General features: G+C 62.3%; 23 protein-coding genes. 9 read left to right on the forward strand and 14 right to left on the reverse strand.

What is annotated here, in order from left to right; all coding sequences use genetic code 11:
* Nucleotides 1-554 precede the first annotated feature (554 nt).
* From JYP46_RS19395 to JYP46_RS19405, 3 genes are all read left to right on the forward strand, one after another.
* A complete protein-coding gene (locus JYP46_RS19395; RefSeq protein WP_206549054.1) occupies nt 555-1,478 on the forward strand; it encodes a peptidoglycan-binding domain-containing protein in 924 nt (307 codons plus the stop codon).
* The gene (locus JYP46_RS19400) at nt 1,478-1,741 is read left to right on the forward strand and encodes a hypothetical protein (protein WP_206549055.1); all 264 of its coding nucleotides are present in this window, start codon (nt 1,478-1,480) and stop codon (nt 1,739-1,741) included. The genes JYP46_RS19395 and JYP46_RS19400 overlap by 1 nt, the downstream gene beginning before the upstream one ends.
* Before the next feature lie 172 nt (nt 1,742-1,913).
* On the forward strand, nt 1,914-2,222 hold the full coding sequence (locus tag JYP46_RS19405; RefSeq protein WP_206549056.1) for a hypothetical protein: 309 nt from the start codon (nt 1,914-1,916) through the stop codon (nt 2,220-2,222).
* Between the two features lie 137 nt (nt 2,223-2,359).
* Here the strand turns inward: JYP46_RS19405 and JYP46_RS19410 are convergent, their stop codons facing one another.
* The 6 genes from JYP46_RS19410 to JYP46_RS19435 form a co-directional block, all read right to left on the reverse strand.
* Nucleotides 2,360-3,610, reverse strand: a complete 1,251-nt coding sequence (locus tag JYP46_RS19410) for an outer membrane protein (protein WP_206549057.1) — start codon at nt 3,608-3,610, stop codon at nt 2,360-2,362.
* A gap of 192 nt (nt 3,611-3,802) precedes the next feature.
* The gene (locus tag JYP46_RS19415; RefSeq protein WP_206549058.1) at nt 3,803-4,459 is read right to left on the reverse strand and encodes an SOS response-associated peptidase; all 657 of its coding nucleotides are present in this window, start codon (nt 4,457-4,459) and stop codon (nt 3,803-3,805) included.
* Nucleotides 4,460-4,468: 9 nt separating this feature from the next.
* Complete coding sequence (locus JYP46_RS19420; RefSeq protein ID WP_206549059.1) at nt 4,469-4,735, reverse strand: hypothetical protein; 267 nt, start codon at nt 4,733-4,735, stop codon at nt 4,469-4,471.
* Between the two features lie 43 nt (nt 4,736-4,778).
* Nucleotides 4,779-5,045 (reverse strand): hypothetical protein, encoded by a 267-nt coding sequence (locus JYP46_RS19425; RefSeq protein ID WP_206549101.1) that lies wholly within the window; start codon nt 5,043-5,045, stop codon nt 4,779-4,781.
* Nucleotides 5,046-5,613: 568 nt separating this feature from the next.
* Nucleotides 5,614-6,054, reverse strand: a complete 441-nt coding sequence (locus JYP46_RS19430; RefSeq protein WP_206549060.1) for a YybH family protein — start codon at nt 6,052-6,054, stop codon at nt 5,614-5,616.
* Between the two features lie 102 nt (nt 6,055-6,156).
* Nucleotides 6,157-6,528 carry a thermonuclease family protein gene (locus tag JYP46_RS19435; protein ID WP_206549061.1) on the reverse strand — a complete coding sequence of 124 codons (372 nt, stop codon included), beginning with the start codon at nt 6,526-6,528 and terminating at the stop codon, nt 6,157-6,159.
* 538 nt (nt 6,529-7,066) lie between these two features.
* Here JYP46_RS19435 and JYP46_RS19440 point away from each other — a divergent pair.
* The 4 genes from JYP46_RS19440 to JYP46_RS19455 all read left to right on the forward strand — a co-directional run bounded on the left by JYP46_RS19440 (nt 7,067) and on the right by JYP46_RS19455 (nt 12,125).
* Nucleotides 7,067-7,684: a L,D-transpeptidase gene (locus JYP46_RS19440; protein WP_113154917.1), complete on the forward strand. Its 618-nt coding sequence runs from the start codon at nt 7,067-7,069 to the stop codon at nt 7,682-7,684.
* Between the two features lie 105 nt (nt 7,685-7,789).
* Complete coding sequence (locus JYP46_RS19445) at nt 7,790-8,515, forward strand: ABC transporter ATP-binding protein (protein WP_113156254.1); 726 nt, start codon at nt 7,790-7,792, stop codon at nt 8,513-8,515.
* On the forward strand, nt 8,515-10,878 hold the full coding sequence (locus JYP46_RS19450; protein ID WP_206549062.1) for an ABC transporter permease: 2,364 nt from the start codon (nt 8,515-8,517) through the stop codon (nt 10,876-10,878). The genes JYP46_RS19445 and JYP46_RS19450 overlap by 1 nt, the downstream gene beginning before the upstream one ends.
* Nucleotides 10,875-12,125, forward strand: a complete 1,251-nt coding sequence (locus JYP46_RS19455; RefSeq protein ID WP_206549063.1) for an efflux RND transporter periplasmic adaptor subunit — start codon at nt 10,875-10,877, stop codon at nt 12,123-12,125. The genes JYP46_RS19450 and JYP46_RS19455 overlap by 4 nt, the downstream gene beginning before the upstream one ends.
* Here JYP46_RS19455 and JYP46_RS19460 read toward each other — a convergent pair.
* From JYP46_RS19460 to JYP46_RS19475, 4 genes are all read right to left on the reverse strand, one after another.
* Complete coding sequence (locus tag JYP46_RS19460; protein WP_206549064.1) at nt 12,098-13,375, reverse strand: O-antigen ligase family protein; 1,278 nt, start codon at nt 13,373-13,375, stop codon at nt 12,098-12,100. The two genes, JYP46_RS19455 and JYP46_RS19460, sit on opposite strands and share 28 nt — an antisense overlap.
* Complete coding sequence (locus tag JYP46_RS19465) at nt 13,372-14,904, reverse strand: undecaprenyl-phosphate glucose phosphotransferase (protein ID WP_206549065.1); 1,533 nt, start codon at nt 14,902-14,904, stop codon at nt 13,372-13,374. Before JYP46_RS19465 ends, JYP46_RS19460 begins: the two co-directional genes overlap by 4 nt.
* Nucleotides 14,905-15,005: 101 nt before the next feature.
* Complete coding sequence (locus JYP46_RS19470; RefSeq protein WP_206549066.1) at nt 15,006-16,202, reverse strand: glycosyltransferase family 4 protein; 1,197 nt, start codon at nt 16,200-16,202, stop codon at nt 15,006-15,008.
* On the reverse strand, nt 16,180-16,743 hold the full coding sequence (locus JYP46_RS19475) for a polysaccharide biosynthesis/export family protein (protein WP_206546692.1): 564 nt from the start codon (nt 16,741-16,743) through the stop codon (nt 16,180-16,182). Before JYP46_RS19475 ends, JYP46_RS19470 begins: the two co-directional genes overlap by 23 nt.
* A 210-nt stretch (nt 16,744-16,953) precedes the next feature.
* Here JYP46_RS19475 and JYP46_RS19480 point away from each other — a divergent pair, with 210 nt between their 5' ends.
* The gene (locus tag JYP46_RS19480) at nt 16,954-19,110 is read left to right on the forward strand and encodes a GumC family protein (RefSeq protein WP_206549067.1); all 2,157 of its coding nucleotides are present in this window, start codon (nt 16,954-16,956) and stop codon (nt 19,108-19,110) included.
* Between the two features lie 12 nt (nt 19,111-19,122).
* Here the strand turns inward: JYP46_RS19480 and JYP46_RS19485 are convergent, their stop codons facing one another.
* Nucleotides 19,123-20,307 (reverse strand): GNAT family N-acetyltransferase, encoded by a 1,185-nt coding sequence (locus tag JYP46_RS19485; protein WP_206549068.1) that lies wholly within the window; start codon nt 20,305-20,307, stop codon nt 19,123-19,125.
* An 81-nt stretch (nt 20,308-20,388) separates the two neighbouring features.
* On the reverse strand, nt 20,389-20,604 hold the full coding sequence (locus JYP46_RS19490; RefSeq protein WP_113154922.1) for a DUF2842 domain-containing protein: 216 nt from the start codon (nt 20,602-20,604) through the stop codon (nt 20,389-20,391).
* Nucleotides 20,605-20,771: 167 nt separating this feature from the next.
* On the opposite strand from JYP46_RS19490, the gene JYP46_RS19495 reads away from it, so the two are divergent.
* On the forward strand, nt 20,772-21,890 hold the full coding sequence (locus JYP46_RS19495) for a COX15/CtaA family protein (protein WP_206546690.1): 1,119 nt from the start codon (nt 20,772-20,774) through the stop codon (nt 21,888-21,890).
* A 91-nt stretch (nt 21,891-21,981) separates the two neighbouring features.
* Here JYP46_RS19495 and argC read toward each other — a convergent pair whose 3' ends face one another.
* Together argC and speB are read right to left on the reverse strand one after the other, a co-directional pair.
* Nucleotides 21,982-22,911, reverse strand: coding sequence for an N-acetyl-gamma-glutamyl-phosphate reductase (gene argC / locus JYP46_RS19500; protein WP_206549069.1), 930 nt, complete (start codon nt 22,909-22,911; stop codon nt 21,982-21,984).
* A 90-nt stretch (nt 22,912-23,001) separates the two neighbouring features.
* Nucleotides 23,002-23,949 (reverse strand): agmatinase, encoded by a 948-nt coding sequence (speB, locus tag JYP46_RS19505; protein WP_206549070.1) that lies wholly within the window; start codon nt 23,947-23,949, stop codon nt 23,002-23,004.
* Between the last annotated feature and the right edge of the window lie 186 nt (nt 23,950-24,135).

Raw genomic sequence — 24,135 nt, forward strand, 5'->3', positions numbered from 1 at the left:
TGATGAAGAACCGGGTATCCCGCCAGCATATGGGTAAATAGGCCGGATACTAATAAAGGAAAGCCCCTGCCGGCTAAGAACGGGTGAGGATCATTCACCGGCAGAGGCAATTGGCTTCCTGTTGGCGGACGAAAACCTGCCATAGGTGACAGTCAACAGAGAGCCGTGCCCCGGGGAAGGGCGTGCTGACCGTAACATCAGAGCTCTGCGAAAGTGAAGGTGCTGGCGGGTGATCCTGCTTTGGGGGAAGGCTCATATGCTCGAAACGGGGATGTTCAGAGCGCCCGCCAGCAGGCGCGACCATATCGAAAATCGACAGTAAGAAAAGCCCCTGCTGGTGTGAGGACGGGTGGGAATGCCGCAGAACCAGCAGGGGCGAACTGGCTCCCCAAGGCGGACGTATGACGGTCCGAGGTTATAGCCAATAGGAAGCCAGGCCCCGGGAAGGGCAGCAACAGACTACCACTGAAAATCTGAAAGGGAAGTCCGCTGGACTGAACCGTGCCCGCCGGCGCGGCGCTTTCGCATGGGCTCATCACCAGAAAGGAAACGACATGACATGGCGTCTCGCGCGCAGCCTCGGACGGCTGCGTGAGCAAATCAACGCGGCTGCGCCGCTTCGTTCCAAGGCCAGCGATGGCACGATTGGTGATGCGGCTCATGCATCCCGATCCTCCGATCACAATCCTTGGGTGAAGGATGGCGCCACCGGTGTGGTGACGGCGCTCGACATCACGCATGATCCCGCCGCTGGCGTCGATATTCAGAAGCTGGCCGACGCGCTGGTGGCCTCGAAGGATCGTCGCATCAAATACATCATCTGCAATGGCCGGATCGTTTCCGGGGCCGGGCAGAAGCAGCCGGCGTGGAAGTGGCGGGCCTATGGCGGTTCGAACCCACATAGCCGCCATATCCATATTTCCGTGAAGGCGAGCAAGGCGCTCTATGACGACGAACGCGATTGGCGTTTCGACACTGCGGAGATCGCCGAGCTCGCGCCGTCAGAAAGTGTGCTGCGGATCGGCTCACGTGGCCCGTTCGTGAAGGAGCTTCAGGAGAACCTCGCCCGCCTTGGATATGTGATCCGGGCAGACGGTCGGTTCGGTGACGAGACTGATCGCGTCGTCCGCATGTTCCAGCGGCAGAAGGGCCTGAAGGTTGATGGCTGGGCTGGGCCTCGCACGCTGGATGCAGTTGGCCGCGCTATTGCCGAACTGGCATCGAAGCCGAAGATCGAGGCCGCGCGCGAAAACGCCAAGGAACAAGCTGCGGAACAGGTCGAGCGGAAAACTGGATGGTGGCAGAATGTCACCGGCTTCTTCGGTGCGGGCAGCGTGGGTGGCGGGCTGCTTTGGGGCGTCGATTGGCAAACCCTTTTGGTGATCACAGGCGCGGCCATTCTCGTGATGCTGCTGATCGTGCTTTTGCGCAGGCAGATCGTGGCGGCCGTGCGCGATATTCGTGAGGGGCTCGCCTGATGTTCGGCGTTGTCCTCAGCTTCCTGCTCTCGCCGCTGGGGAAGGCTCTGGCTGCGGTTGTGGCTGTCTCCGTCATCGCCGGCGGGATTTACCTCTACGGCCACCAGCGGGGCGCTGCGTCGGTCCTGCAGCGCCTTCAATCCGACCGCATCACAATCCTGAAAGATGGAAGGAAGATCGATGAGGAAGCGCTTGGCGCTGACGACACTGGCCTGTGTGCCCTTCTTGGCGGCTGCGAGCTGCCAGACGGCGGCAATCACTGAGCCCTGCGACGTGCTGGTGCCGATGAATCCGGCGCCGGCCACAAACTCTTACCTGGTGGCGAATGACCGCGTGACCGCCGTCGCCATCGCGCAGCATCGTGGCCGGTATCAGAAATACCGCTGCGGGAAGTGAACCCACCCCACAGGCAACGCATTGGAACAGGAGCGGGGCGTGACCGAAAAGGCACCAGACATGGATCACGACATCAGAGCTCGCGTTGTCACGCTCGAGCATTCAACAGCGGACAAGGAACGGCGATTGTCTGAGCTTGAAGCGTGGAAAGCTCAGCGGGAGATCGAGAGCGCGCGGCACGATGAAAAGTGGAACGCGATGGAAGCTCGGATCGATACCCGATTTTCCGGTCTTGAGACCTCGGTCGGAGACATCAAGAAAACCCTGTCGCACATCAACTGGCTGATCATTGGGGGCATCATCACTGGTGTGGTGGCGTTCCTGATCAAAGGTGGTTTCGCGCCCTGATCTTTCCGCATCCTCCCCAACTGCCCCGCTGGCTTCGGCTGGCGGGGGCTTTCTGCATTCTATGCCCGCAAAAGAGAAAGAGCCCGAACATCAAGTCCGGGCTCTCTCGTCGGTGATATTCGGACGTAGCCGCAGACCTACATCAGCTTGAACTTGAGGCCTGCACGCACGGTGTGCGAGGACGGATCGACTTTGAACAGCCCGGCCGAACCAAAATCCTCGGATCCAAAGTCAGAGTAGCGATACTCGAGGTTGAGCGTTGTGCGGTCCGTAACGGCCGTTTCAATGCCGCCGCCAACTGAGAAGCCGTTTGCGTTCCAATCATACAGATTGCCAAGGCCGCTGACATTGACCTCGAAATGCTGGTGGCTATAGCCGGCGAGACCGTAGATGAGTGTACCAGCGCCAACCTTGTAGCCGAGGCGGGCGAGCACGTCGAAGCCGTAGTCTGCGTCAACGGAGGCGTTGCCGCCAGGCGCGGAAAGCTCGCTGGAGATCGTGGAATAGCGCGCGTTGGCCATCACGCCAGCGACCCAGTTACCGCTGAACTCCATGTCGTAGCCGATCGAGGCTTCCGCGAAGATGCCTTCAGCGCCGATCCCGTTGAAGCCGAGGCCGAGGCCAGGCACTTTGAGATCATGAACCAGGCCACCGGCACCCACTGCCGCACCAATTGTCAGGCCATTCCAGCTGTACGAAGGCGCATCGAAGCCCGCACCGCCGGAGTTCATCCCAAAGCGATAGTTCAGCCCTGCATGGAATGTGTGCATCGACGGCGTAACCTCGATCACGCCCGCAGAACCGAAGTCTTCCGAGCCGAAGTGCGAATACCGGTATTCCGACTTGAGGGTCCAGTTGCTCGCGATTGCCGTTTCAATGCCGGCACCAACCACGAAGCCGCTGCTGTCCCAGCTGTAATCGAGGCCGGCCGGGTTTGAGGAAACGTCGAAATGCTGCCAGCTGTAGCCGCCGAGAACATATGCCAGCGTCGACGGCGTAAGCAAATAGCCGGCGCGCACGCCCACGTCGAACCCGTAGTCGGCCTTGGCGTCAATGGAGCCCGGACCCATCGACAGCTTCGCTCCGATATTGCCGATCCGAGCGTCAGCAAACGCACCGATGAGGAAACGCGGCGACATCATGTAGTCGTAGCCGATGGTGAGTTCGCCGAACACACCTTCGCCGCCGATGCCGTTTGCCGAGGCGGCAAGCGGGTTGATGTCCACTTCGCCGACGAGCGCGCCTGCGCCGCCGCCAAAGCCAACATAGACGCCGGACCAGTTGTAGCCGGACGTTGCGTTTTCCGTGAGATCAGCTGCCGTGGCAGACTGCGTGGCAAGCGCCAGTCCGCAGCCTGCGGCAACTAATGCGATGAGACTCGTTTTCATGTTTCCCCCACTCTCTGAGATGTAGTCTGTTGGCTTAATACAGTTGTCCTGCAGAGAGTCCATATGGTCGTGTTGCCAAATTGTGAAAACGGATAGGTTGTGCTCTTTGTGCAACATTACTTAGGGGAAGAAGTAGCTGGGGCGGTGGTAATGCTCGAAACTCACCGGCTTAACGGTGCGGTCTCGGTGTAATCACTCGGGCAGGTCCGGCGCATCCACGATCATCAGCTTGTCGTCGGGCAGGGGGCGTTGCAGTTTCTTCGCTTCTTCCCATGGCTCGGTGAGCCATGCAGCCATTTCGTCCTCGGTGGTCAGTATGACCGGCATCGCCTTCTTGTGAACGGGCTCGACAACGCTGTTGGGCTCGGTGGTCAGGAAGCCATAGACCTCATGGTCTTCTGGCTCCTCGCGCGCCATGCGCTTGCCGTGCCATTGCGTCCATAGGCCGGCGAAGACGAAGAGTGGCCGATCCTCATTCAGCGCGAACCATGCGTTCGGTGTGCGCCTGTCGCCTTCCTTCCGGCTGGCGGGGGCGGGCTCGGCAAAGCTCGTGACCGGCACAAGGCAGCGGCTTTCCGGTGAGAGCCATTTGCGCCAGTGGGCGGATGAGGTGTTGCGGATGTTCGTGACGCCGCTGTCGTGCTTTCCCTTGATGAACATGGGCGGCGTCGGCATGCCCCAGCGGGCGCGCACCATTTCCCGCTCTCCATCCTCTCCCACGCGAATGATCGGCGCATAGCGGTTCGGATAGACCTGCAGTGACGGCTCGTTGAAGGCATATTCCCGTGTCGTCTTGATGAAGTCGCGGATTGCCTGGCGTGTCGTCGTCATGTTGTAGAGATTGCACATTGGTCGGGATCACCTCGGCCATTGATTTATGACCATGATGGTATTGCCACGGGCGTTTTGGCAACTTCGGCAGCGCAGACGCTTCTCCAGATCGATGGCTGTTGCGTCCCGTCCGTAGCGCCGCTCAAGCGCGCGGCGGTCCAGCTCTGATATCGATTTGCAGTGCCGGCAGATCGCGCCAAGCACATAGTAGGGCTGAATGTCCTTCAGCCGGATCTGGCCATCTCGTGTGAAGAAAACGACCTCTGACAGGTGGAGTGGCTTGAACTGGCGCATCTGGCGGCTCCGCAAAACATGTGCCGCACCATTGTTTCCTTCATCAGCGCGCCGTCCCAGCGCGCACAAATCCCCAACTGACAGATCGCTCCAGCGCTTCCACGCGCCCGGCGAGGTAATCCCGCTCGCCCAAGAGCGCGATGACTGCCTCGCGAGGATCGCCGCCGCAGGCCTCTATGATCGCCTCGGCCGCTGGCTCATAGGGATCAGGTTCGCCATCTGCATTTCTTGATGCGTGCTGCTGGTGCGGTGGGCGTCGGCAATGCTGGCGCCCGCCGCCATCCGTCTTGAGGGCGGTTTCGCTGGTCATTCTTTTCTCCATCAGAAGCGCAGATCGTAATCCAATCGCCCTTGACGAGTCTAGCGTTTGTTCCACATTTGTTCATGTTACGCATGCGGCGACGTGACGGGTGAAATTGAGAAGGAGCAGACGATGTCACGTCGCAAAGGAGAGCCCACCGGGGCTCAGATTGACCGCGCGTATCCGCACCAGGTGGCGCTCCCGGAGGATCGGGTAATGGGAGCCAACTACGATGTCGTTCACGGCTTCTGCAAAGGTCTGTCGCTCCATCGCCGGACGCAAAGCGTCTATGCGCAGTGGGCCGAGCCGAGAGGCGGCTACTTCAGCATCTTCTGCTTTGCCGAGAAGGAGGATGCGGAGCGCTTCGCATCCGCGTTTGACGGCACTCCATTCGATCCGAAGCGAGACAGGGGGAAGGGGGATCGGAAGCGGTTTTGGGACAGAGTGCCTGCCGAGTCGCCTCATTCACGCGGATGAAGGGCAGGGAGGCGGCGTTTAGGTGCAAAAAAAGAGCCCCGCCGACGTTCTCGGCCGGCGGGGCTTTTTCTATTTGCTCGAAGATGTCGCTTAACTCCCCTTAGTCCAAGTAAGTGGCCTCAGTGCGCGCATCCATGTAGATCTCGGAAACAATGAGCCAACGACCGCTCGCTTGACGATGCAGGACTTTGAGCGAATGATTGTGGCGGGTCGGAAGAGCTTCTCCGTCCACGGTTTGTTGTCCCTCAACTTTGACCTGCGTCTTGGCGACGACCACATCACTGCCGATGGAACGGATATTGATATCCGGTTGGCCCAGCATCTTCCCGGCCGAAAAATTTGGATCAGCAAACAAGCCGGTAAGATAGTCGATTATGCGATCACGCCCGGAAAGAGCGGTGCCAAAAGCGTTGGTCCAATCTGCGTCCTCGACATAAACCTCACGTAAGATGCTTGCATCGCGCTCCTGAAACGCCGCCAGCAAAGTCCGCAAGGTTGTTTCGATTGCGGTAGCATCGGGGTTGCCTCGAAGGTCACTCACTTGTCTTTCTCCTCGGTCCTTCAGTCGAAGCTTATCTGTGGCGTAGTTTCCCGCTAATGGGGCGGCCAGACACGCCGTCTCGAAGCTCAGCGAGCGCGTTTTCTACTCGCACCATGCTGACCTGTACCCTGGCTTCCAGCGAACGGCATAGCCATCCGCCATGAGGATTTCCCCCGCAGTCTTCCCGTTTGGCATCCGCACCCAAACGAGCGGACGCTTCCAGCGATCACGCTCGCCGCTGTCCTCGATCTTCACGTCCTCCCGCAGAAGCTCGGCAAGCCGTAGTTTGGCCTGCTTGCCCAGTAGCTTCTCCTGCGGGCATTTCGCGTTGCGGATCTCTGGAGTGTCGATCCCGGACTTGAACGGCGCGCCCGGTCCCATGATGCGCATGTTCTGCCCGTTGCACTTGATGGTGTCTCCATCGACGGCAGACAGGGACAGGCAGGAAATGAGGGTGGCTGCGAAAGCGATCATTCAGAGCTCCAAAACACACCGCATGTGAGCAAGTCGGGGCTCCCTCTTCAATGGGGCGAGAGCGTAATTTGGCTCAGCCCTCCACGTCGCCTGTATGCCTGCAAAGCACTACTAGATGGCGCGTTTCAGTTTACACTTGACGGCGGAACCCCTTGGTTTTGATGGGGGCTAGGTGGTGGCTGATGTAAACTGCGCTCCAGTAAGGTGTTGAAGTCACGAGGGAAATCGCTTCGCCGCCAAGTCTGGGGGTCAAGGGGTCGTGGGTTCGAATCCCGCCGCTCCGACCATTTTTTCCTTCGCATTTTTGGCTTCGCTACCAGCCAGTCTGCCAGGACGCATCGCGCGTTTCTTCTCTTTCCAAAAAAATGACCAGAGCCATTCCTGAGGCGAATCCCCCATCGGGCTCACGCGTACACGCTTTCGCGACCAATTCCGCATGCAAGGCGTTTCTCACAAGGGCCGAATGACTGTGGCAGTAATTCATTAACCATAACTGTTTACTAGTTGCTCGTTGCCGTGATTCAGTTTCGAGGTGTCGATGTCGATCTCCCGCCGCAGTTTTCTTATGGGGCTTCCGCTTTTTGTCGCGGGCTGCTCCACCACAACGATCCGATCCGACGCCTTGAACTACGCGTCCATTCGCGATGAGCAGTTTCCCGTTGCTGCACTTCCCTTGTCCAAATTCGATCCCGAGCTGCGCCGCAGGGAAGTGGCTTTCGATGGTGATTACCCGGCTGGCACAATCGTTGTGAACACACCGGAGCGCCGCCTCTATTACGTCCTCGGCAATGGCCGCGCGATGCGCTACGGCGTTGGCGTGGGCAAGCAGGGGCTTGCCCTTCGTGGCAACGCCACCGTTGGCCGCAAGGCGGAGTGGCCGAGCTGGACGCCGACCGCCAACATGATGCGCAACACGCCGCGCTACCGGAAATATGCCGGCGGCGTTCCAGGCGGACCGAACAATCCCCTGGGCGCGCGCGCGATCTATCTCTATCGTGGCGGCCGCGACACGATGTTCCGCATCCATGGCACCAACCAGCCGTCCACCATTGGCGGCGCGGTCTCCAGCGGCTGCATCCGCATGACCAATCATGACGTGATCGATCTTTACGAGCGCGTGACGCCCGGCGCAAAAGTCGTGGTCATTCAGGCCTAGAGGATTTTTGGGCGCGTTCGCTTCAGCGCGCCCGTCCTGCCTCAACTCAGGCAGTTGACGATCTGTCCCAACCGACGCACCCTCCCGTAAGGTCGGGTGGGCATGATGAGCGAAACGCAGTCATCTCGGGTGGAAGTACTCAAAGCCGTCGGTATCACCAAGGTGTATCGCAGCGGCACGGTGGCTGTTGACGCGCTCAAGGGCGTTGATCTTGCCCTTTACGAGCGGGAAATCGTTGCTCTTCTGGGCGCTTCGGGATCCGGCAAGTCGACCCTTCTCAATATTCTTGGCGGTCTGGACCTGCCCACTGACGGGCGGTTGTTCTATCGCGGCCGCGAATTGTCGGCCCTGTCCGATGCCGGGCTGACGGAATTTCGCCGCCGGCATGTCGGTTTCGTCTTCCAGTTCTATAATCTGGTGCCAAGCCTCACGGCCCGCGAGAATGTCGCGCTCGTCACCGAAATTGCGGAAGACGCGATGACGCCCGAGGAAGCGCTCGACCGGGTGGGGCTTGCCTCGCGGATGGATCATTTTCCAGCCGAGCTTTCCGGTGGCGAGCAGCAGCGCGTCGCAATCGCCAGGGCCATCGCCAAGCGTCCGGACATTCTTCTGTGCGACGAACCGACCGGCGCGCTCGACAGCAAGACCGGCGTCACGGTTCTTGAGGCGATTGTCGAGGTCAACCGCACGCTCGGCACGACAACGGCCCTGATCACCCACAATGTCGCCATTCGCCGGATCGCCGACCGGGTGATCTACATGGCGGATGGAGAGATCGCTCGGGCGGAGGAAAACGCCGACCGCCTCGCGCCGGCCGAGGTGAGCTGGTGATGCGCGCGCTCGACCTGAAACTCGTTCGCGATCTGCGGCACATCTGGATCCAGTCGCTCGCCATCGCGCTCGTGCTTGCCTGCGGCGTCATGGTGCTGATCCTGTCGAGCGGAACGCAGCGTTCGCTGTCGGAAACACGCGAAGCCTACTACGAACGCAACCGCTTCGCCGATGTGTTTGCCAGCCTTACCCGCGCCCCGCGCAGCCTGCTTGACGATATTGCCCGGATCGATGGCGTGGCCCGCGTGGAGGGGCGCGTGGTGTTTACCGCCATGGTCAATCTGGAGGGCATGACGGAGCCGGCCTCCGCGCGTGTCATTTCCCTGCCACAGACGGGCCGCGCCATCCTCAATGTTCCCGAAGTGCGGCAGGGCCGGTTGCCCGAACCGGGACACGCCAGCGAAGTGGCCATTTCCGAGCCTTTCGCACAGGCCAACGGGCTGGAGCCAGGCGATCACTTTCGCGCCGTGCTCAACGGGCGTCTCAAGGAGCTTGTCGTAACCGGCCTCGTCCTGTCACCGGAATACATCTACACGATCGGGGCAGGGGCGATGATGCCCGACGACCGGCACTTTGGTTTGATCTGGATGGGGGAAAGCGCGGCTGCCGCCGCCACCGATCTCGAAGGCGCATTCAACGATCTGTCGCTTACCCTGTCGCGCGGGGCCGATGAAAGACCGGTCATCGCCGCCATTGACCGCATTCTCGCTCCCTATGGCGGCACCGGCGCGTTCGGACGCGACCGACAGGCGTCCAATGTCTTCATCGACGGAGAACTGAAACAGCTCGGGGCCATGGCCACGGTGCTGCCGCCGATCTTCCTGATTGTCTCGGCCTTTCTGGTCAACATGGTGCTTGGCCGCCTTGTCGCGCTCGACCGGGCTCAGATTGGTCTCTTCAAGGCGGTCGGATACTCGACCCGCGCCATCGCGGTGCATTATCTGAAAATGACCATCGGCATCGGCATTGCCGGCGTCGCCATCGGCTGGCTGTCCGGCTGGTGGCTGGGACATGAGCTGACGAAGATCTATGCCGACTTCTTCCGGTTTCCCTGGCTCATCTATCGGCCCGGTGCAGGCTCGCTCGTGATCTCCGGCGTTCTGGGCATTGGCTGTGTCGTTCTGGGCGCGCTCAGGGCGGTCCTGTCCACGGTGCGGCTTGCGCCCACCGTGGCGATGCAGCCGCCCGCGCCACCGGTGTTCCAGCGCGGCTGGCTCGATGGCGTCAGCCTGGCGCTTCGGCTTCGCCAGACCACGATGATGATCCTGCGCTCCATCGTGCGCTGGCCGGGCAGGGCGGCGGTCACGCTGTTCGGCGTCAGTGGTTCCGTTGCCGTTCTGGTCGCCTCCTTTTTCACCTTTGACGCCATCGACATCATCATGTTGGAGATCTTCGAACATGCGAACCGGCAGGACGCCACGCTGACCCTGACAAGCGCGGTGAACGCCCGCGCCGAGCAGGATGCGCTGGCGCTGCCGGGCGTGCTCTCCGCCGAAGGCATTTTCGCCGTGCCTGTCCGTCTCATCAACGGAACCCGCTCCCGGCTGGTCAGTCTTCAGGGGCGGCCGCCTGAGGCGCGGCTGGCCGTGCTTCTGGACGAAAAAGGCGAAACCGTCGCCATGCCGAGCTCCGGCATCGTGCTGGCGGAGGGACTGGCCGACTGGCTCGATGTGGGCGCGGGCGATCCGCTCAGGGTTGAAGTGCTGAGCCCGCCGCGCGAGACGTGGGACATCCCGGTGTCGGCGGTGATCCGCCAAAGCCTCGGGCAGGACGCCTTTATCGACCGCGACGCCTTCTTCCGGCTCGCCAGACAGGCCCCGCAGGTCAATATGATCCATCTGGCCATCGACCGGAATGCCCTGACCGAGCTGGAGGCCAGGGTGCAGGAAACGCCGGCCATTGCCGGGTTCACCCTGTGGACGAATGTGCAGAAGGAATTCGAGACCACGCTCAATGAGAGCCTCGTCACGATGACAATCATCTTCGCGGCCCTGGGCATGCTGATCACCATCGGCGTCGTCTATAATGCGGCGCGTATCCAGCTTGCCGAACGGGCGCATGAGCTTGCCTCGCTCAGGGTTCTGGGTTTCAGGCGCGGCGAGGTCGGCTATGTTCTGGTGGCGGAACAGATGCTCCTGACGCTCATCGCCATCCCCGCTGGCTGGCTGGGTGGCTACGCATTGTGCGCCCTGATGGCGCAAGGCTTCTCGACCGAGGTGGTGAGCATCCCGCTGGTCGTCACGCAGCGCACCTTTGCGGCTGCCGCCCTGATTGTCATTTTCACGGCCCTGACCTCCGCGCTTCTGGTGCGGCGGCGGCTTGATCGTATCGATATCGTTAGCGCGTTGAAGCAGAAAGAATGACCCACACAAGGCATCTCCGCATGGCGACCGCCGCCCTTGTCGGCATCGCCCTCATCGCCGCCCTGGTCTGGGCGCTCCTGCCGGCGCCCGTGCTGGTGGACCTCGTCGCCGCCCGTCGCGCGCCGATGCAGGTCATCGTTTCGGCCGAGGGCATCGCCCGAATACGCGAAACATGGACGGTGACCGCGCCGGTGACCGGCAATGTCATGCGCTCACCGGTTCAGGTCGGTGACGAGGTTGTCGCCCGTGAGACCGTCGTCGCGCTGATCGAGCCCGCCGAACCGGCGTTTCTCGATGCGCGTGCGCGCCGCCTGGCGGAGGCCGCCGTCGCCGAGGCGCAGGCGGCCATCCATGTGGCCGAGGCCAATCTCGTACGTGCGGAAACCGAACTGTCCCATCTGGAGGCAGAGGTGGAGCGTTACAGGAAGCTCTCCGAGCGTGGAACGCTGCCCGCAACCACGCTTCTCGACGCGCAGCAGGCCGTGGCCTCTGCAAAGGCCCTTCGCGATGCGGCGCAGGCCGATCTGGAACTGAAGCGCGCGACGCAGCAGCGCATGGAGGCGCAGCTCTCAGGGCCGGAGGTTCCGATTGTCGATGCGCCGCCAGCCCAGTGCTGCACCGAGCTCAAAGCGCCGCGCTCGGGCGTCGTGCTCAATGTGACGGATCTGAACGCGCGTCTGGTGCAGGCGGGCAGCCCCCTGGTGACGGTGGGAGATCCGGCAGATCTGGAAATCAGGGTCGACCTCCTCTCCAGCGATGCCGTTGGCGTGGTGCGCGGCACAAGCGCCTTCATCGACCGCTGGGGTGGCGAGGGCGTTCTTGAAGCGGAAGTGCGGCAGGTCGAGCCCTCCGCCTTCACCCGTGTTTCCGCGCTCGGCATCGAGGAACAGCGTGTTCCGCTGGTGCTCGATGTGCTGACGCCGCTTGAGGAGCGCAAAGGGCTGGGCGACCAGTATCGCGTCTTCGTCAACCTCGTCACATGGGAGGAAGAGGACGTGCTGCAGGTGCCGCAGAGCGCACTCTTCCGCAGTGCCGGCGAATGGGCGCTGTTCGTCGAAGAGGAGGGCCGTGCAGCGCTCCGGCAGGTGGATGTGGGCAGGATGACGGGCGAATGGGCGCAGATCCTTTCAGGCCTCAGCGACGGCGAGCGCGTCGTCGCCTATCCCGGATCGGCCATCGAGACCGGAACGCGCCTTGAGCCGCGCAATCTGGATGAGGGTCAGGGGCAGGACATGGAAGGGGCGTAGCGGGCAAAGCCGAAGCGCTGCGCCATGTGCCTCTGCTCCAGCGCGATCATGCCCCACAGGAGCCCGAGAAGCAGATAGAAGTGCCGCCAGTGATCCGTGTCGATCACCGTGCCGAGCGCCACATGGCCGACGAACACGATGTAGACGCAGATCAGGTAGGGCTGCCATGGGCGGCGGCGGAAGAGAATGCGAAAGCCCGCCGCCAGCGTCCACAGGATGAGCGTCAGATAGGCTGCGAAGCCGAGCCACGAGTAATCGAGCAGCGCTTTCAGCCAGATATTGTGCGTGTCTTCGCCGAGAATCTGCCCGAACTGCAACGGCCCGATGCCGAGCGGGTGCTCGGTCGCCCAGCCAAAGCCGATGCCGAAACGCGCAAACCGGCCAAGACGCGCGCCGTCATAATCCTGCACAAGCTGCGCGCGCTGGAAGAAAAGCTCCGAAACGGCCGGTATCTGGAGTGCGAGCAACAGCACCAGCGCGATGCCCACAAGCGCCAGAAACGCGGTGACCGCGATGCGCAGCCGCGCGGCGGCCGTGTCGGCATTGAGGAAAACCGCCAGCACCAGTAACCCGCACGTCATGATGAGCAGGCCCCACGCGCCGCGCGAGAAGGAGAAGAAGATGCCGCCGGCGACGATCAGAAACAGCGGAACGCACAGAAACGCCGTAACCGGGCGTGCGGTCAGCACCAGATAGAGCAGATAGACCGCTGGCAGGGTCAGAAACGGGCCAAACACGTTCGGGTCTTCGAAGACACCGGCAGCGCGTTCGAACTTGGTGAACATCTCCGCGCCCGGAAAGGCGTGGAAATAGCCCAGAATGCCGAACAGGGCCGTGGCGGAGGCCGCCGCCACCCAGGCGCGGAACACGACGGCGAGCAGGTCCGGATCGTCCTCCACGACGGCTGCGAAGAACACCGATGTCAGCGCGAGGAAGAGCGAGACCGCGATATAGAGCGGGATCGTTCCAAGGCTCGCCAGCTGCGACATGGAGATGAGCCCGCCAATGTTGAAGGCGATCAGAAGCGCCAGAAGCGGTGCGATGCGGCGTGAAATCTTCAGGCCCGCCAGCGCCCAGATGGCGATGAGCCCCACCATGTAGAGCTCATAAGGCGCAGGCTCGCGGATGACGAAGCCGGACAGAAAAACGCCAAAGCCGATGGCTGCCAGTTTCAGAAGCGAAACCAGTTTGGCGTCGACCGCCGCACGGGGCAGAACCGGCGGCGCGCTATCATAGGCGAGCAGGCTCAATATGCGTTTTCCGTGTCGAGAAGCCGGATCGGCGTCAAAAGCAGGATCTTGAGGTCGAACCAGAGCGACCAGTTTTCGATGTAATAGAGGTCGTATTCGGTGCGCTTGCGGATCTTTTCATCCGTGTCGATTTCGCCGCGCCAGCCATTGATCTGCGCCCAGCCGGTCACGCCCGGTTTCACCTTGTGACGGGCAAAGTAGCCGTCCACCACCTCTTCATAGAGGCGGTTGTGGGCCTGTGCAGCCACGGCATGCGGGCGCGGTCCGACCAGCGAAAGCGAACCAAAAAGCGCGTTGAAGAACTGCGGCAACTCGTCGATGGAGGCCTTGCGGATGAAGCGACCGACGCGCGTGACGCGCGGGTCGTTTTTCGTCACGGCGGCCTTCGCCGTCGGGTCGCACTGCTCCACATACATCGAGCGGAATTTCAGAACCTCGATGGCTTCATTGTTGAAGCCGTGCCGTTTCTGTCTGAACAGAACCGGGCCCTTGCTGTCGAGCTTGATGGCGATGGCGGTGGCCAGCATGATCGGTGAGAAAAGCACAATGCCGATCAGGCTGAAGACGATATCAAAACCGCGTTTGGCGACCGAGTCCCAGTCATTGATCGGGCGGTCGAAGATATCGAGCATCGGCACCGAGCCGATATAGGAATAGGCGCGCGGACGAAAACGCAGATGGTTGGCATGGGCCGAGAGGCGAATGTCGACCGGCAGGACCCAGAGCTTCGACAGAAGCGAGAGAACGCGCTTCTCCGCCGAGATCGGCAGGGCGACGATCAGCATGTCGATGCGCGCGATGCGGGTGAACTCCACCAGTTCCGTGATGGTGCCGAGTTTTGGATAACCGGCGACGACGGGCGGCGAGCGCAGGTCGTCGCGGTCGTCGAACAGGCCACAGATGCGGATGTCGTTATAGGGCTGCTGCTCGATGGAGCGGATCAGGTCTTCGGCATTGGCGCCGCCGCCGACGATCACGGCGCGGCGCTCGATGGTGCCGTTGCGCGCCCAGCGGCGCAGGAGCTGCGAGGCGGTGATGCGCAGCATGAGCAGCGCACCGAAGCCGCACACGAACCATGCGCCGAGCCAGAAGCGCGAGAAACTGTCAGAAATTTTCAGGAAGAAGCCGGTCAACGCCAGTGCGGCGAATGTGGCCATCCAGGCAACGAAGATGCGCCCCATGGAGCCCGACGGATTGCGCAGCGCGCGCATGTCGTAGCAGCCGGTGAACTGGTAGATGACGATGGCCAGAACCGAGCCGCCGCCGACAACGGTCATGTAGTGCCAGAAAAGCGGTGCGGAAAAACCGACATAGGCGAAGTAGAGCGCGATGCCGGTGAGGAGGAGCATGGACAGCTCAACCAGCCGCATGACACCGAGCACCATGACAGGAGACATGGTTTCGCGCTTGTATTGCTGCGCGACCTGCCAGGCGATCGGATTGAGCTTGGTCTGCTCGCTACCGGCCTTCAGGATTCCCGTCTGTCTCGCCTTCGATGCATAGATCCGCTTCGGGTCTACCTGGTTCATGAACGGAATACGCCCCCTGCTTTTTATGCGCGCAGCATATTTTGCGGGGCGTAAGATTCCCTTTCATGAAAGTACTGGCTGGGAATATTTTCCGGTTGTGCTTAACGAGTTATTGGCAGGCTCGTCCGGTAGACCGTTTCAATGGCCTTCGCCATCACATCCGCGCCGAAACGGGCGCGCAGTTCTTCAGGCGGCGGCATGAGGGCGTGAAAGGCGCGCTCGTCATCAAGGGCGCGCTGCATGGTCCCGGCAATGGCGCCGGCGTCGGGCTCGGTGAGGGCAGGGGACGCCTCTCCGAAGACCTCCGGAATGCCGCCCACGGCGGTGGCGATGAGCGTGCGCCCGGCGGCCAGCGCTTCCAGAACGATATAGGGCATGGCTTCGGCGCGTGATGGCACCACCATGATCCGCGCCAGTCCGAAGGCCTCGCGCGCGGGCATGGCCGGGAGAAAGCGAATGCGCTCCCCGAAGCCGAGCTCGTCGGCCTGACGCCTGTACCCTTCAAGACCGGCCCCGTCTCCGACCATGACGGCCGTAAGGTCGCGTCCGAGCAGGTCGCGGGTAAGCGCCAGTGCGTCGATGAAGAGATCCGGTCCCTTCAGGTCGCGCATCATGCCGATATAGAGAAAGTCCGCCGCATTCCCGACTGTCCGGACAGGCTCAAACTCGGCCGGCGTCAGTCCGTTATAAACAAGCGAGAACGGTGCGCGGGGCTTCCCCACCTTCTGCTCGAAGGTGCGTTTTTCGTAGTCCGAAACGAACAGGATGTGATCGGTGAAGCGGTCCATCAGGCGCTCGATGGCGAAGAACACGCGCCCCGTCGCCGTCTCCGCCGCATAGTGCAGGCTACCGCCATGGGGCGAGTAGATGCGCGCGGGCCGCTGTCCCGCCATGCGCATCATCGTGCCGAACACACGCGCATAGACGCCGCCTTTTGCGCCATGGCCGTGAAGAACATCGGGCCGCATTTCGCGCACCACGTGATAGGCGCGCCGTGCAGCTGTCAGATCGCCGATCCCGATATGGCGCTGCATGGGCGTGCGGCGCACACCGAGAGAGAGGCTGGGCTCCAGCGCGGCGATCAGGCTTGCCTCATAGTCGCCGCCAGTGGTGGAATCGCAGATGATGCCGACATCATGCCCCGCCGCGCGCTGCGCGTCGCACAGGTCGCGCACATGGCGGAAGATGCCGCCGACCGGCGAACGAAAACAGTGAACGATGCGCAGCTTCCCACCACCAGCCTCAGCCGGCAGGGGCGTTTGCGGGGGAGATGTCTCAGAACAGGCGTTCACGGACATAGACGGTGTCACCGGGAAGCAGCGGGTCCGTGGTGACCACGCGACCGGTCAGAACCTTGCCATTGATGTCGCGGGTGATGTCCACATTGCCCTGATTGGCGCGCGGGCTGAAACCGCCGGCCGCCGCAACGGCCTTCTGTACGGTCATGCCCGGCACATAGGAATACTGACCCGGTGCGCCCACTTCGCCCATGATGAAGACCGGGCGGTAGCGGTCGACCTCGACGGTCACGTCGGGATCGCGCAGATATCCCTGGCGGAGCATGCTGGCGATGGACTGCTCGACCTGTTTGGAGGTCTTGCCGCGCGCCGGCACCGATCCCACCAGCGGAAACGCGATGTAACCGGACTGGTCGACATTATAGGTGTTGCTGAGGTTGTCCTGGTCGAAGACGGTGATGCGCAGCGTGTCGCCTGCATCAAGCACATAGGGCTGATAGAGCGCTTCGTGAAACGCCGCCGGCGCCGGGCGATAGCCCGAACAGCCTGAAGCGACAACGAGCGCTGCCAGCACTGGCAAGAATTTGGCTTTATTCTTCATGACGGACTGCAAACCTCTGGCGTCATCTTGACCCGCAAACACAGGTCCCATGGCCGTTTTATCCATCCATTAGGGTTAATGTCGGGTAAAGCGCGCTCTTATACCCTCATAGCGCGCATACCGTAACCGTCTAGCGGTGTGCGTGAAGCTTTAACCCGCTGGTTACTATGCGCGTTTACCTTGGCGCGGACCAATTTGGGAGCAGACCGCATGAACAGCGATCAGATCGCGCATGGTGACGTGGATGTCGACCTGGGCCGGCTTTTTGCCGCTGTCCGGCGCAAATGGCCGCGCATTCTGTTTGCTTCTCTCATTATTACGGGACTGGTGTTCGCGCTTGCCTATATGGCCACCCCGCAATACCGCGCGCAGACAAGGCTTCTGATCGAGACGCGCGAATCAATCTACACCCGTCCGCAGGGCGTGGGCGATGGCGACCGTCCGATTCTTGACGGGGAAGGGGTCACCAGCCAGGTCGAGCTGATCACCTCGACGGAAATCCTCGACACGGTGGCGCGCGATCTCAACCTTGCAAACCGCAAGGAGTTCTCCGGCAGCGGGGGCTCGCTTGTCTCGCGCATCCTCGTCATGGTCGGTCTCAAGAACGCGCCGGTCGAGGGCACCGACGAAGAAAAAGTGCTGCGGGCTTTTCGTGAACGGCTGACGGTCTATCGCGTCGAGAATTCGCGCGTCATCGTGATCGAGTTCTCCTCGGAAGACCCGCAGCTTGCCGCAGAAGTGCCCAATGCGGTGGCCAACGCCTATGTCGCCATGCAGAGCGACGCCAAGCTTCAGTCCAATACCAGTGCGACCCAGTGGCTTGAGCCGGAAATCGAGGACCTGCGCGAGCGCGTGAAACAGGCCGAGGCGCGGGTCGCGGAATACCGCGCCCAGTCGGATCTCCTGCTTGGGCAGAACAACACCGTGCTGGCCACGCAGCAGCTTTCGGAACTCTCCAGCGAGCTTTCGCGCACCCGCGCCAACCGTTCGGCCGCAGCCGCGCAGGCGGCATCCGTGCGCAGCGCCCTTGAAAGCGGTGTGGCCGTCGAGAGCATGCCGGAGGTTCTGGCGTCGCCACTCATCCAGCGGCTGCGCGAGCGGCAGGTGGAATTGAACGCGCAGATCGCCGATCTGTCGACCACGCTTCTTGGAAACCATCCACGCATCCGCGCCCTGCGCTCGCAGTTAAGCGATCTCGATGTCCAGATCCGCAATGAGGCCACCAAGGTGCTCGCGGGGCTCGAAGCCGAGGCTGCCCGCGCGGAGCGCCGCGAGGAGGAGCTGCAGGCCGAACTCAACCGCCTCAAGGTCGCCTCGGCGCGCGCCGAAGAAGAGCAGGTGGAACTGCGCGCCCTGGAGCGCGAAGCCGCCGCACAGCGCGAATTGCTGGAATCCTATCTGACCCGCTACCGCGAGGCTGCCTCGCGCAGCGACCGCAATTATCTCCCCGCTGATGTGCGCATCTTCTCGCGCGCCATCACGCCGAGCGAGCCCTATTTCCCAAAAATCGTGCCGATCACGGCGGCGGCCTTTGTCGCTTCTTTGCTGATCATGGCCGTGATCACGCTTCTGCAGGAACTGTTCTCCGGCCGCGCCATGCGCCCGTCGGCTGTGGCACCCGCGCCGCTTCCAGCGGCCGTTCCCATGCGGCGGGCCGAGCCTGCTCTTGATGCGGTTTCGGCGCCGGAACGGCCTTCGGAGCCGGTCCTGCCGACGCCCGAGGTCGCAGACCTTCCTTTTCCGAAGCCCGTATCGCGGACGGCCCGCTATGGCGGCATGGATGTGGAGCAGGCCTCCGAGCGGCTCGTCACCGGGGGCGTTACCCGGGCGCTGTTCATTTCGCCGGAAGGGGATGAGGCGGCTGCCGCTTCGGTTCTGGTCGCGCGGGATGTGGCTGATTCCGGCATGCGGGTCCTGCTGCTCGACCTCACTTCATCGGGTGCCGCATCGCTTCCCATGCTGGAAAGCGTTGCCTATGCCGGCATCACCAATCTTCTGGCATCCGAGGCAAACTTTGCCGATGTGATCCACACGGACCTGTTCTCCGAGTGCCACATCATCCCCGTTGGGACGGCGGACCCGCAGCGCGCCATGCGCGCCGCCGACCGGCTGCCCATCATCATCGAATCGCTGTCGGCGGCCTATGATGTGGTCATCATCGAGTGCGGTCCTGTCGATGCGCAGGGGATTGGACGTCTCATGTCGTCCGATACGCAGGTTCTTGTCAGCATGATTGATCCGGAAGCCGGTGAGCTGGCCGCAGAAACGGCCGAGGAACTGCGCGAGAGCGGCATTGCAACGCCCATCCTCGTTTCGCCGACTGGCGGTTCCAAGCCGCCCGCACCGCCCGGACGCGACGCCGCCTGACTGCAAAATACCCTAGCGCCTCAACGCCGAAAGCCGTTTGCGCAGGCCCTTGGCCATGGCCCAGAGGCGCGGGTCGTTGATGACGATGCGTTTTCCGCCCGCAATGGCGCCGCGTGTCAGGGCCATTGCCCGCCCTTTGACCGTTAGCGGAACAAAGCTGTCGAACTGTACGGTCTCCAGATCACACCACAGGCGCTTGTAATATTCGTCGCCGACGCTGAAGTCATAGACCTTCAGACCCTGTTCGCAGGCTTCCTGTATGTTCTCGAAAAACAGAAAGCGCCCGGGGCTGATCTCGGTCAGCTCGTCGTCTGAGATTGAGCTGAATTCGCAGATGATGCGATCATCGGTGAGGCTGGAGCCGGTCACGGCGCGAAGCCTGCCGGCAACCTCCAGCCCGTGAAGCACGAATTTCGGATGTTCGCTTGCCGTTGCTTCGCCAAACAGCGTGTGAAACGCAGCCTGGACCGGCGCTGGCGCAAACACGTTCTGGATGCCCATCTGTGCAAAGCGCTCCGCCTTCATGGCGAAGAAGGCCTCCAGCATCGCATCCGCCTCATCCGGCGTTTTCGCCATGCGCCGTTCAAAGCCGCCAGCGGCTTCAAGCTTGCGCGCCTGCGAACGGTGCTGCTTGCGTTTTCGCTTGCCGCTGGCGCGCAAAAGCGCCGCGTCGAATCCGCCCTCCAGATCGACCGCAAGCGACAGATTGGGGCTTTCGCTGTGCGGCCAGAAAAGAAGTGGATTGGCCACGCCATCGCAGGCATGGAGCTGACGCTCCAGGCTCAGAAGATCGATGTCCGGCCTCTGGTCATGGATGTGGTCGAGGAGGTCCCGCAGCTGGACAGAGCCGATGCGGTCGTCCGCCCGCCGGTCGGTCAGCGGAAAATTGCCATTGGCATGCCGGTCGCCGATGAAGCGCGCCACGCGAAAGCGCCCCTGCGCAGCCAGCTCCAGCGGAAGGCTCAGAAGATGGCCTTCACTGTCTGAAAGCCGAACGATCAGCGTCTCGTGAACACTGTGCCTTGCCCAGGCGGAAACCCATTCAGGGCTCTGCGCCGGCATGAAGCAGGAGGCAGCGCTGTCCTCGCGATAGAGAGCCAGCGCCGCTCTATCGGCCGGGCGCAATTCGACTGTCAGCCCCGCAGCGGGGCTTGCCGTGGCGCTCGGTGTCCGTTCAGGCTGGTTGGAAACCGTCATCATCCATCGCGATCAAAAGGACCGCCGCACGGGCGGCTTTGATCCTGTGTAACCGCAAAAGGTGAAAGAAAGATCGACGGATCAGGCGTCGTTCTGCGGTCGCCCGATCATCCAGCGGATGATGAACATGGCGGGAATGATCCACAGGAGGCCGGTCAGGAAATAATAGGCAAGGTGCATCAGCGGACCGGCATCGGCCAGCTGCGCCACGGCGATTGCCGTCGACAGGATGGCGTAAACCACGACCAGCGCCACGAGGGCGACCATACCGATGAATTTTCGCAGGCGTACGGGCATTGGGAAGACCTTTCCGCCGCTTCATAGAGTGAGCCGCCCCGCGATGCAATCGCAGGCGTTCACCTGCGCGACGGCTTGTCGCGTAATTGGCGCTGCGGCTTGCAACTTGCCGGGCTTTGGTTCACCTACAGACTTCTTCCGAAACGATGATGGCTGACGCTGTGGATATGACTGCTACCAGTGCTGCAACCGCGCAAGTTCCGCAGGAGACCCTGCTGCGCAATCGAAAATTCGTGCGCCTCTGGCTCTACTTTGTGCTGTTTACGCTGTTTGCGCTGGTGATCGTCGGCGGCGCGACGCGGCTGACCGAATCCGGCCTCTCCATCACCGAATGGAAACCGATCCACGGCGTGATCCCGCCGCTCAGCGAAGCCGAATGGCAGGAAGAGCTGGAGAAGTACCGCCAGATCCCCGAATACCAGCAGATCAACAAGGGCATGAGCCTTGGCGAGTTCAAGACCATCTTCTGGTGGGAATGGGCGCACCGGCTTCTGGCGCGTGGCGTCGGCTTCGTTTTTGCGCTGCCGCTGGCGTTCTTCTGGATGACCGGGCGGCTTGAAAGCGATTTGAAGCCCAAGCTTCTGGGCATTCTGGCGCTTGGCGGGCTTCAGGGCGCGGTCGGCTGGTGGATGGTCGCCTCCGGTCTTGTCGACCGTGTGGATGTGAGCCAGTACCGGCTCGCCACACACCTCACCATCGCCTGCTTCATCTTCGCCGCCACCGCGCTGGTGGCGCGCGGGCTTGCGCCCCACTCGACGGGGCGGGCCGAGGAGGGCATTCGCCGCTTCGCCGGCTGGATGGTGGTCGCCGTCCTCTTCCAGATCTATCTGGGTGGTCTCGTGGCCGGTCTTCGCGCAGGCATGACCTACAACACCTGGCCGCTGATGGACGGTGCACTGGTGCCGGGCGGTCTGTTCGCGCAGACGCCTGCCTGGCTCAATTTCTTCGAGAACCCCAAGATGGTGCAGTTCATTCACCGTCTCGGCGCTTACGCGCTTCTGGCGCTGGCGCTCTGGCAGATGGTGTTCGTGCTCCGCCGTGCGCCCTCCACACCGCATGCGCGCCGGGCGGTCCTGTTTGCCGCTCTCGTTCTGGTGCAGGCGGCCATTGGCATCGTCACGCTGCTCATGGTCGTGCCCATCGACGTGGCGCTCACCCATCAGGGCGTGGCGCTGGTGGTTCTGTTCTTCGCCTGCGCCCACTGGCGCGCGACGAAGGGGCCTTATCCGCTGCCCGGCGCTCGACGTCTCAAGCGTGACGAAGACGAGGTCTACGCGGCGATCTAGCCGCGCAGAGCGTTCCAAACAAAAACGCCCCAAAACAAAAAAGGCGCGCCCCACGGGGACGCGCCTTTTTTATCGGGCGATGTCTGGAGGCTCAGAGCCCCTGAAGCATCAGATCCATGTTCTGCACGGCAGCGCCGGAAGCGCCCTTGCCGAGATTGTCATAGACGGCGACCAGCAGGGCCTGCGCGCGCGCATCGTTGACGAACACATGCAGCGTCATGTCGTTGGTGTTGTTGTGGGTTTCCGGGTTCAGCTTTTCCGTGCGCTCGATCACGCCGTAAGGAGCGACCTTCACCACACCATCCTTGATGGCGCTGTAATGGTCGGCGAGCGCGGCATGCATCTCGGCGCCCGTCGGCACGCTGTCGAGGTGACCAAGCTGCAGGGGCAGGGCGGTCAGCATCCCTTGCGCGAAATCGCCGACAGCCGGCTGCATGAGCGGCGCGCCGGCAAGGCCCGCATAGGCCTGAAGCTCCGGCAGATGCTTGTGGTTGAGCGACAGCCCATAAGGCATGAACTCCGGCGCAGCGTCACCCTTCGCTTCGTAATCCTCGATCATGGTGCGGCCGCCGCCGGAATAGCCGGAAATGCCGTTCACAGTGATTGGCAGATTGGCCGGCAGCAGGCCGGCGCGGATCAGCGGGCGCAGGAAGGCGATGGGTCCCTGCGGCCAGCAGCCGGGATTGGCGACACGCTTTGCCGTGCGGATCGCGTCGCCCTGCGCCTTGTCCATCTCGGCGAAGCCATAGGTCCAGCCTTCGGCCACGCGATGCGCGGTCGAGGCGTCGATCACGCGGGTGCTGTCGTTCTCGATCAGCGAGACGCTTTCGCGCGCGGCATCGTCGGGAAGGCACAGAATGGCGATGTCGGCAGCGTTGAGGAATTCGGCGCGGGCAGCCGGATCCTTGCGCTTTTCTGGCGGAATGGAGATCACTTCGATGTCGCGGCGCTCGGCCAGCCGCGTCCTGATCTGCAGGCCGGTGGTGCCGTGTTCGCCATCGATGAAGATTTTCGCCGTCATGGTGTCAGTCCTGGAAAAGATTCGGATTTCAACTGGTTATGCGCGCCGGCGGAATCAATCCGCAAAGCGCTTGAATCGCTGCTTCAGCTCTTATCGTCGCTTTCGCGCCGCGAGAAGGCCGAGATAGTGCATGGCGATGGTTGCCCCCGCGATGGCCGTTATGTCGGCATGGTCATAGGCTGGAGCGACCTCCACCACATCCGCGCCGACGATGTCGAGCGCGCCGAGCTGGCGCAGAACGGAAAGCATCCGGGCGCTGGATGGGCCGCCGGCCACCGGTGTTCCGGTGCCGGGCGCATAAGCGGGGTCGAGGCAGTCGATATCGAAAGTGACATAGGCAGGCCGGTCGCCGACGCGGGCCATGATGGCCTCGGCGATCTCGCCGGCCTTCATCTCTTCCACGTCATGGCCGTGGAGAATGGCGATGCCGCAATCCTCGGGCGCGTGAGTGCGAATGCCGACCTGAATGGACGCCGCCGGATCGATGACGCCGTCGCGCACCGCGCGGCCGACAAAGGAGCCGTGGTCGATGCGCTTGCCGTCATCATACCAGGTGTCCTGATGCGCATCGAACTGCACGAGGGCGAGGGGCCCGTGCTTTGCTGCATGCGCTTTCAAAAGCGGCCAGGTGACGAAGTGGTCGCCGCCAAGCGAAAGCAGAAACGCATCGGATTTGAGGATCTTTGCCGCTTCGCGCTCGATGGTCGCCGGCGTCTTCTGGTGATTGCCGTAATCCAGAAGGCAGTCACCATAATCGATGACGGCCAGCGCCTCGAACAGATCGGCGTCGAACGGATATTGCGGATCATTGTCGAAGATCGCCGAGGCGCGGCGGATCGCCTGCGGGCCGAAACGCGCGCCCGGCCGGTTGGAAACGGCGGCGTCGAAGGGGATGCCCCACACGACGGCGTCGGCGCCCTTCAGCGATTTGGTGAATTTGCGGCGCATGAAGGAGAGCGCTCCCGCATAGGTCGGGTCGCTGGCCGCACCCGTCAGGCCGCGGGCGGTGAAGGCATTGTCGATGGAATTCGACGGCATGGCGCTCCTCCTTCAGAGCATTTCGCAGTCAGGCCCACCCGCCTGACATCCGCACGAATGCGGTGAAACAAAAAGACAGAGCCCGGCTGCGACGCCATGAGGCGGTGAACCGCTCCATCGGCCCAATGGGTAGGGGGAAGGTAAAATCTGCGCAAGAAAAAAGCGGACCCGAAGGCCCGCTTTTCG

It is taken from the genome of Nitratireductor aquimarinus (genome assembly GCF_017255295.1).
Classification (GTDB): domain Bacteria; phylum Pseudomonadota; class Alphaproteobacteria; order Rhizobiales; family Rhizobiaceae; genus Nitratireductor; species Nitratireductor aquimarinus.